This window comes from Brachybacterium sp. HMSC06H03, from assembly GCF_001807385.1.
GTDB lineage: Bacteria > Actinomycetota > Actinomycetes > Actinomycetales > Dermabacteraceae > Brachybacterium > Brachybacterium conglomeratum.
In genome coordinates, this window is record NZ_KV788956.1 from 1 (window position 1) to 7,209 (window position 7,209).

5 protein-coding genes are annotated in these 7,209 nt (G+C 71.7%); all 5 read left to right on the top strand.

What is annotated here, in order from left to right; genetic code table 11:
- On the top strand, window positions 1-995 hold a 995-nt coding region (locus HMPREF3159_RS15850), incomplete at its 5' end, for an MFS transporter (RefSeq protein ID WP_141748269.1).
- Between the two features lie 165 nt (window positions 996-1,160).
- The gene (locus HMPREF3159_RS15855; protein ID WP_246821658.1) at window positions 1,161-2,747 is read left to right on the top strand and encodes an LssY C-terminal domain-containing protein; all 1,587 of its coding nucleotides are present in this window, start codon (window positions 1,161-1,163) and stop codon (window positions 2,745-2,747) included.
- A gap of 128 nt (window positions 2,748-2,875) precedes the next feature.
- Entirely contained in the window at window positions 2,876-4,348 is a 1,473-nt protein-coding gene (locus HMPREF3159_RS15860; protein WP_070502172.1) for an APC family permease, read from the top strand.
- A 61-nt stretch (window positions 4,349-4,409) separates the two neighbouring features.
- Window positions 4,410-4,823: a universal stress protein gene (locus tag HMPREF3159_RS15865; RefSeq protein WP_070502173.1), complete on the top strand. Its 414-nt coding sequence runs from the start codon at window positions 4,410-4,412 to the stop codon at window positions 4,821-4,823.
- 264 nt (window positions 4,824-5,087) lie between these two features.
- Complete coding sequence (locus HMPREF3159_RS15870) at window positions 5,088-7,151, top strand: PhoX family protein (protein ID WP_070502174.1); 2,064 nt, start codon at window positions 5,088-5,090, stop codon at window positions 7,149-7,151.
- Window positions 7,152-7,209: the final 58 nt, after the last annotated feature.

Consider the following 7,209-nt stretch of genomic DNA (forward strand, 5'->3'; position numbering starts at 1 on the left):
CGCGTCGCGGGCTCGACGTGGTCGGCGCCCTGCTCAGCGCGGCCGCGCTCGGGCTGCTCGTCTTCGGCATCGTCGAGGCGACGACGCTCGGCTGGTGGACCGAGAAGGCGCCGCTCGCCGTCGGCGGGCGCGCGCTGCACGGCCCGTCGGGGATGTCGCTGAGCCCGCTCCTGCTCGCCGCCGGTCTGCTGCTGCTGATCGCGTTCGTGCTCTGGGAGCGGCGCCGCGGCGCGCGCGGCCAGGAGGTGCTGCTGGACCTCGACCTGTTCCGCCTGCCGGCGTTCGCGTGGGGCAACCTGACCGCCGGCGCGGTCGCGGTGGGGGAGTTCGGGCTGCTGTTCGTGCTGCCGCTGTACCTGGTGGACGTGCAGGGGCTCGGCACCATGGCCGCCGGCGGGGTGCTCGCCGCGATGGCCGGCGGCGCCTTCCTCTCCGGCACACTCGCCCGGCACCTGGCCGCCGCGATCGGCGCGCCCGGCACGGTGCTGGTGGGCCTCGGGCTCGAGGTCCTCGGCGTGGGGGTGCTCGCCGCGGTGCTCGCCCCCGGCTCGTCGGTGCTGCTGATCATCGGGAACCTCGTCGTCTACGGGCTCGGCCTGGGCCTCGCCTCCGCGCAGCTGACCTCGACCGTGCTCGCCCCGGTCCCGCCGGCGCAGTCCGGGCAGGGGTCGGCCACGCAGTCCACCGTGCGGCAGCTCGGCACGGCGCTGGGCACCGCGGTGGCGGGCGCGCTCCTGGGCGCGGGGCTCTCGGCGCGCACCGACTCCCTCCCCGGGCACGCCGCGGGATTCGGGCAGCAGCTGACGGACTCGGCCGGCTCGATCCTGCCGGCGCTGCGAGGTCAGGACATGGACCCGGCGGTCCTCGACCAGCTCGGCCTGGTCTTCACCGACGGCGCCCGGATCGCGATGGCCGGGGCGGCAGGCTTCCTGCTGCTGGGTCTGGTCGGCGCCCTCGTCGTGCGCCGGGCCGCACGCGCCGCCGCGGCCGACTGACCTCCGCAGCCGCCTTGCCCTCCCGCGCCCGGTGCCGCCTGGCCCGCCGGCGCCCGGCGCCGACGAACCGGCCCGCGGCCCTCCCAGCCCGTCCCTCTAGGATGGCGGCATGACGTCGCCGAGCACGGGACGCCGGAGGTGACCCCGGCGCGGTCCCCCCGACTGGTGCCGCTGGGCCGTCCGGTGCCCGCGGAGCCGCCGGGCTACGACCACTCCCGCGGGCACACCCCGCGCGGCCGACGGTTCGAGCTCTACGCGCTGCTGGACAACCTCTTCATCGCCGCGGGCGTGGTCGTCGCGATCTGGCTCGCGCTGCTGTACCTGGTCGAGGGCTTCTCGCTGACGCCGGTGCGGTTGCTGTACCTGCTGGGCTTCTGGATCCTGCTCACCTACATCACGCTGCCTCGACTGCACCAGCTGATGACCTGGATCTACCTGCCGGACTACTTCTTCGGCCGCACCCGCACCACCGAGGGCGTGCTCTCGGACCCGATCAACATCGCCCTGGACGGCCCCGAGCGGGACCTCCACGTGGCGCTGCGGCGGGCCGGCTGGGTGCTCGCGGAGGAGCGGACGCTCTCCTCGGCCTGGTCGATGGTGCGCTCGACGCTGCTGCGGCGCTCCTACCCGTCGGCCCCCGTCTCGGACCTGTACCTGATGGGGCGCCGCCACGACTTCACCTATCAGCAGGAGGTCGGCGGCACCACCACCAAGCGCCATCACGTGCGCTTCTGGCGGATGCCGCCCGACTTCGTGCTGCCGGGCGGGTACCGCACGGACTGGCTCGCGGCGGGCACCTACGACCGCGCCGTCGGCTTCTCCTTCTTCACCCTGCAGATCACCCACCGCATCGACGAGAACATCGACGTCGAGCGGGACTACCTCGTGGACACGGTCCGCTTCGCGGATCCGGAGGTGGGGGTCGAGGTCATCGAGGAGTTCTCCACCTCGTACCACGACCGCAACGGGCAGGGCGACCGGTTCCGCACCGACGGCGACCTGCCGGTGATCGACGTGACCGGCGCGGCCTCCCGCTCCGACGGGGCGAGCGCGATCATGCTGCCGCGACACCGCCCCACCGGCAGCTCGGTGATGAAGTCCCGCGCCCGCGCGGCGACGCAGACGGCGCTGAGCGCGACCCGCTTCGGCGGGCGCCGCACCGAGGTGGCCGACGAGCTGACCGCGCAGTGGCACGGCACGGTCGGGGACTTCCACGAGGTGCTCGCCCGCGCCGCGGACCACCACCTCCCGCCGCCCTCGGTGATCTTCACCGGCTTCCTCGCGCTGCTGCAGGCGGCGATCGTGGCGATCCAGTGGTTCACGCTCGGCTCCGGTGTCGACCTCACCGAGCGCTTCCCCGACGCGTCGCTGATCCTGCCCGAGCAGGGCACGATCTGGGGCGCCACCGCGTTCGCCGTCGCGCTGCTGCTGCTCCAGATCGGGGTGCTGCGCCGCAGCCGCTGGGCCCGCATCGCGCTGATGGCGCTGTTCACGGCCGACGCCTTCGCCCGCCTGGCCGTGGCGACCTCGATGACCGGGGACGTCGCCCACTCGCTGCTGGTGGGCGCCGGCGCCTCCGCGCTCGGCGTGATGGCGATCAGCTCCGACGCCTCCCGCCAGTGGGTCCAGACCCTGCGCCTGGACCCCCGCGAGCGCACGGCGGAGGAGGACGACGACGGGACGGTCGAGGGCGGGGACGACGACCCCGGCCGGGGCACCGACGAGGGACGGGCGACGGCGCCGACGCTGTGAGGGCAGTCACCGCAGGGTAGAGTGCGTGCACCGCCGTCCGGTCGACCGTTCCGCGTCGGGCGCCATGACGCGCCTCGCACAGGCTCCGGTGACGGCTCCTGTCCCTGTCTTCCCCGGGAGGAATCCCCATGAGCGAGTCCCGCGAGACCGCCCCGGCGAACGCCGGAGACCCCGGCGCCGTCGGCCCCGATCACGGCTCCGACCAGCCCGAGCTCAAGAAGGCGATCACGCCCAAGCTCCTGCTGCTGTTCATCGTCGGCGACATCCTCGGCACCGGCGTCTACTCGCTGACCGGCAAGGTCGCCGGCGAGGTCGGCGGCGCCGGCTGGCTGCCGATCCTCATCGCCTTCGCCGTCGCGATGGTCTCGGCCCTGTCCTACGTCGAGATGGTCACCAAGTACCCGCAGGCCGCGGGCGCCGCCCTCTACGTCCACAAGGCCTTCGGCATCCACTTCCTGACCTTCATGGTCACCTTCGCGGTGCTCTCCTCCGGCATCACCTCGGCCTCCACCAGCGCGATCTTCCTCTCGGAGAACGTGCTGAAGGCCTTCTCGCTCGAGGAGCCGCTCGGCGACTCCGCCGGAGCCGTCGCGACCACCATCGCGCTGGTGTTCCTGGCCCTGGTGGCCCTGATCAACCTGCGCGGAGTCTCCGAGTCGGTCAAGGCGAACGTGGTCCTGACCTGCATCGAGCTGACCGGTCTGGCGCTCGTGATCGTCGTCGGCTTCTTCGCCGTCGGCCAGGGCAAGGCGGACCTCTCGCGCGTGGTCCTCTTCGAGACGCAGGACGACAAGAGCATCTTCATGGCCGTGATCGGCGCGACCGCGCTCGCGTTCTTCTCGATGGTCGGCTTCGAGGACTCGGTGAACATGGCCGAGGAGACCGTCGACCCGGTCAAGAACTTCCCCCGTGCCCTCATCGCGGGCCTGTCGGTCACGGGCATGATCTACGTGCTGATCTCGATCCTCGCCGTCGCGGTGGTCCCGATCGGCCAGCTCACCGAGTCGACCACCCCGCTGCTCGAGGTGGTCAAGGAGGGCGCCCCGGCGATCCCGATCGACACGATCTTCGCGTTCATCTCGATCTTCGCGGTCGCGAACACGGTGCTGATCAACATGATGATGGCCTCCCGGCTGCTCTACGGCATGGCGAAGCAGGGCGTGCTGCCGGGCTTCCTGCGCGGCGTGCTGCAGAAGCAGCGCACCCCGTGGGCCGGCATCGTCTTCTCCACCGTGCTCGCCTTCGCGCTGGTGCTCTCGGTGCGCTACGTGCTCGCCGAGGAGACCATCTCGGCGCTCGGCGGTACCACCGCCCTGCTGCTGCTGACGGTCTTCGGCCTGGTGAACATCTCGGTGCTGGTGCTGCGCAAGGACAAGGTGGACGTGCGCCACTTCCGCACCCCGACGGTGCTGCCGATCATCGGTGCGATCACGTCCTTCGCGCTGGTCTCGCCGATCGCGCAGCCGCGGGAGAACTACGTGATCGGCGGCGGCCTGCTCGTGGTCGGGCTCTCGCTGTACGTGATCGCCTGGTTCTACAACAGCGCTGTGCGGGCACGCCGCACCCGCTTCCGCCACCCCGACGACCTCGGCAAGGACTGACTCCGTCGTCGGCCTGCCGTCCCGCCCCGTTCCCTGAGACCCGCACCCCGAGGGAGAACCCATGTCGAAGATCCTGCTGGCCTACGTCCCCAGCGCCACCAGCGAGGCCGCGTTCGCGTTCGCGGTCGAGGAGGCCGAGCGCCGCGACGCCTCGCTGCTCGTGCTCGCCTCCGAGCGCGCCCCCGACCCGCGCAAGGCGCGCGGCGTCACGGACCATCGCCCCCTGCAGGAGCGTCTGGAGGAGACAGGGCTCGCCTTCGAGCTGCGCACGGTCCCCAAGCGCGATGATCCGGCCGACGACATCCTCGACGCCGTCGAGCACGACGACGTCGATCTCGTGATCCTCGGCATCCGCAAGCGCACCCCGATCGGGAAGATCCTGCTGGGCTCGACCTCGCAGCGGGTCGCGATCGAGTCGCCCGTGCCGGTGGTGATGGTCAAGCCCGAGGGCTTCGTCGCGCCGGCGAGGTTCTGAGGAGACCCTGAGCGGGGCCCGTCGGCCCTGCTCCTCGCCCGGGAGACGGCGGCGGTGCCCCGCGCGGCACCGCCGCCGTCGGGCGTCCGGGGCAGCCGCGCCGCGACCGTCCGATTCCTCCGGGCTCGGTGGCCTCCCTTCGCCCGGTGTTCATCTGCCCGTTCCCCGCATGCCGGGAGCGACTCACCTTCGTGACGCACCGTCATCTGGTCCTGCGCATCGCGATGCGCGGGGAGACGAGTACACCAGCGAAGGACGTCATCCATGGCTCTGATCGACCTGCCCCTGCTCATGAAGGACGCGGTGCGCGGCAAGCGCTCCGCGGTGACCTGCCAGCTCAAGTGCGCCAGCCAGTGCGCCTTCGGCCAGTGCAACCACTCGGACAACCCCACCTTCCGCGACATCGCCTCCAGCGCGCTGTCCCGTCGTGCGGTGATCGGCGGCTCCACCGCGGCGCTCGCGATCGGCCTGGCCGGTACGCAGGGCGCGCTCGCCGATCCCGGGAACGGGAAGGGCAAGGGGCAGGGCAACGGCAAGGGCGGCGCCGGCCACCGTCCTCCGAACGGCACCAAGCTCACCTTCACGCCGATCGAGCCGGTCGACGCGGCCGTCGACGAGTTCACCGTGCCCCGGGGCTTCGCCTGGCACCCGATCATCCGCTGGGGCGACCCGCTGTTCGACGACGCGCCCGAGTTCGACTGGAACGCCCAGAGCGCCGAGGCGCAGAAGCGCCAGTTCGGCTACAACAACGACTACACCGAGATCCAGGAGATCCCGGGCAGCGCCGGCAAGCGCGCGGTGATGTTCGTGAACCACGAGTACACCAACGAGAACATCATGCTGCCGGCCGACACCGACGCCGAGGAGGCGATCGAGATCGGCCGCGCCGCCCACGGCCTCACCGTCGTGGAGCTCGAGCGCAAGAACAAGAACTTCCCCTACCGGTACGTGCAGGGCGCGAAGCTGAACCGTCGCATCCTGCTGGACGACGAGTTCGCGCTGACCGGCCCCGCCGCCGGCTCCGACCTGGTCAGGACCGTCGAGGACCCCGAGGGCCGCACGGTCCTGGGCACCCTCGGCAACTGCGCCGGCGGCCTCACCCCGTGGGGCACCCTCGTCTCCGGCGAGGAGAACTTCCACGGCTACTTCCGCTCCGCCGGCACCTCCGACGCGGAGAAGCGATACGGCCTGCGCGATGCCGCCACCGCCCGCGGCTGGGAGAACGCCCACGACCGCTACGACGCCCGCAACGAGGGCTACGAGAACGAGGTCAACCGCTTCGGCTACATCGTCGAGGTCGACCCCTTCGACCCCACCTCCACCCCGCGCAAGCACACCTCGCTGGGCCGCTTCAAGCACGAGGGCGCGAACATCATCATCGCCGAGGACGGCCGCGCGGTCGCCTACTCCGGCGACGACGAGAAGTTCGACTACCTGTACAAGTTCGTCTCCCGCGACCGCTACGTCGAGGGCGACCGCGAGCACAACCTGACCCTGCTGGAGAACGGCGACCTCTACGTCGCGAGGTTCACCGGCAACTCGCCCGCCGCCGAGATCGACGGCTCCGGCGAGGTCCCCGCCGACGGCGCCTTCGACGGCACCGGCGAGTGGCTTCCGCTCGTGGTCGACGGCGAGTCCCAGGTCCCTGGCTTCACCGTCGAGGAGGTCCTCGTGCACACCCGCCTCGCGGCGGACGCCGTCGGCCCCACCAAGATGGACCGCTGCGAGGACGTCGAACCCTCGCTGCACAGCCGCCGTGTGTACGTGGCCTGCACCAACAACTCCGATCGCGGCACCGCCGGGAAAGCCGCGGCCGACGAGGCCAACCCTCGCTCCCAGAACCGCGACGGCCACGTCGTGGAGATCGACGAGCAGGGCGACCAGACCTCCACCGCCTTCGCGTGGAATCTGCTGCTGGTGGCCGGCGACCCCGCGCAGGGCGATCAGACCTACTTCTCCGGCTTCCCGGTCGAGAAGGTCTCCCCGATCTCCTGCCCGGACAACCTCGCCTTCGACTCGGTGGGCAACCTGTGGATCTCCACCGACGGCGCCCCCTCCGGCATCGGCTACAACGACGGCCTGTTCCGCGTCACCCTGGAGGGCGAGGCCCGTGGCCGCGTCGAGCAGTTCCTCTCCGTCCCGATCGACGCCGAGACCTGCGGCCCGATCGTCCGCGACGAGGACCGCTCGGCGTTCGTCTCCGTGCAGCACCCGGGCGAGGACGGCGAGTTCGGCGCCCAGCGCTCCTACTTCCCGGACTATGACGGCCAGGGCCCGAAGCCCACGGTCGTGCAGGTGCTGCCGAACCGGGGCAGCGGCAAGGACTGAGCGCTCCCGCCCATCGGCGCACGATGGGCATGACGAGGGCGACCCCGCAGCAGATCTG

Excerpts from the sequence above, each read along its gene's own strand:
- HMPREF3159_RS15870 (WP_070502174.1), top strand. The coding sequence starts at position 5,088 with ATGGCTCTGATCGACCTGCCCCTGCTCATGAAGGACGCGGTGCGCGGC.
- HMPREF3159_RS15865 (WP_070502173.1), top strand. The coding sequence starts at position 4,410 with ATGTCGAAGATCCTGCTGGCCTACGTCCCCAGCGCCACCAGCGAGGCC.
- HMPREF3159_RS15860 (WP_070502172.1), top strand. The coding sequence starts at position 2,876 with ATGAGCGAGTCCCGCGAGACCGCCCCGGCGAACGCCGGAGACCCCGGC.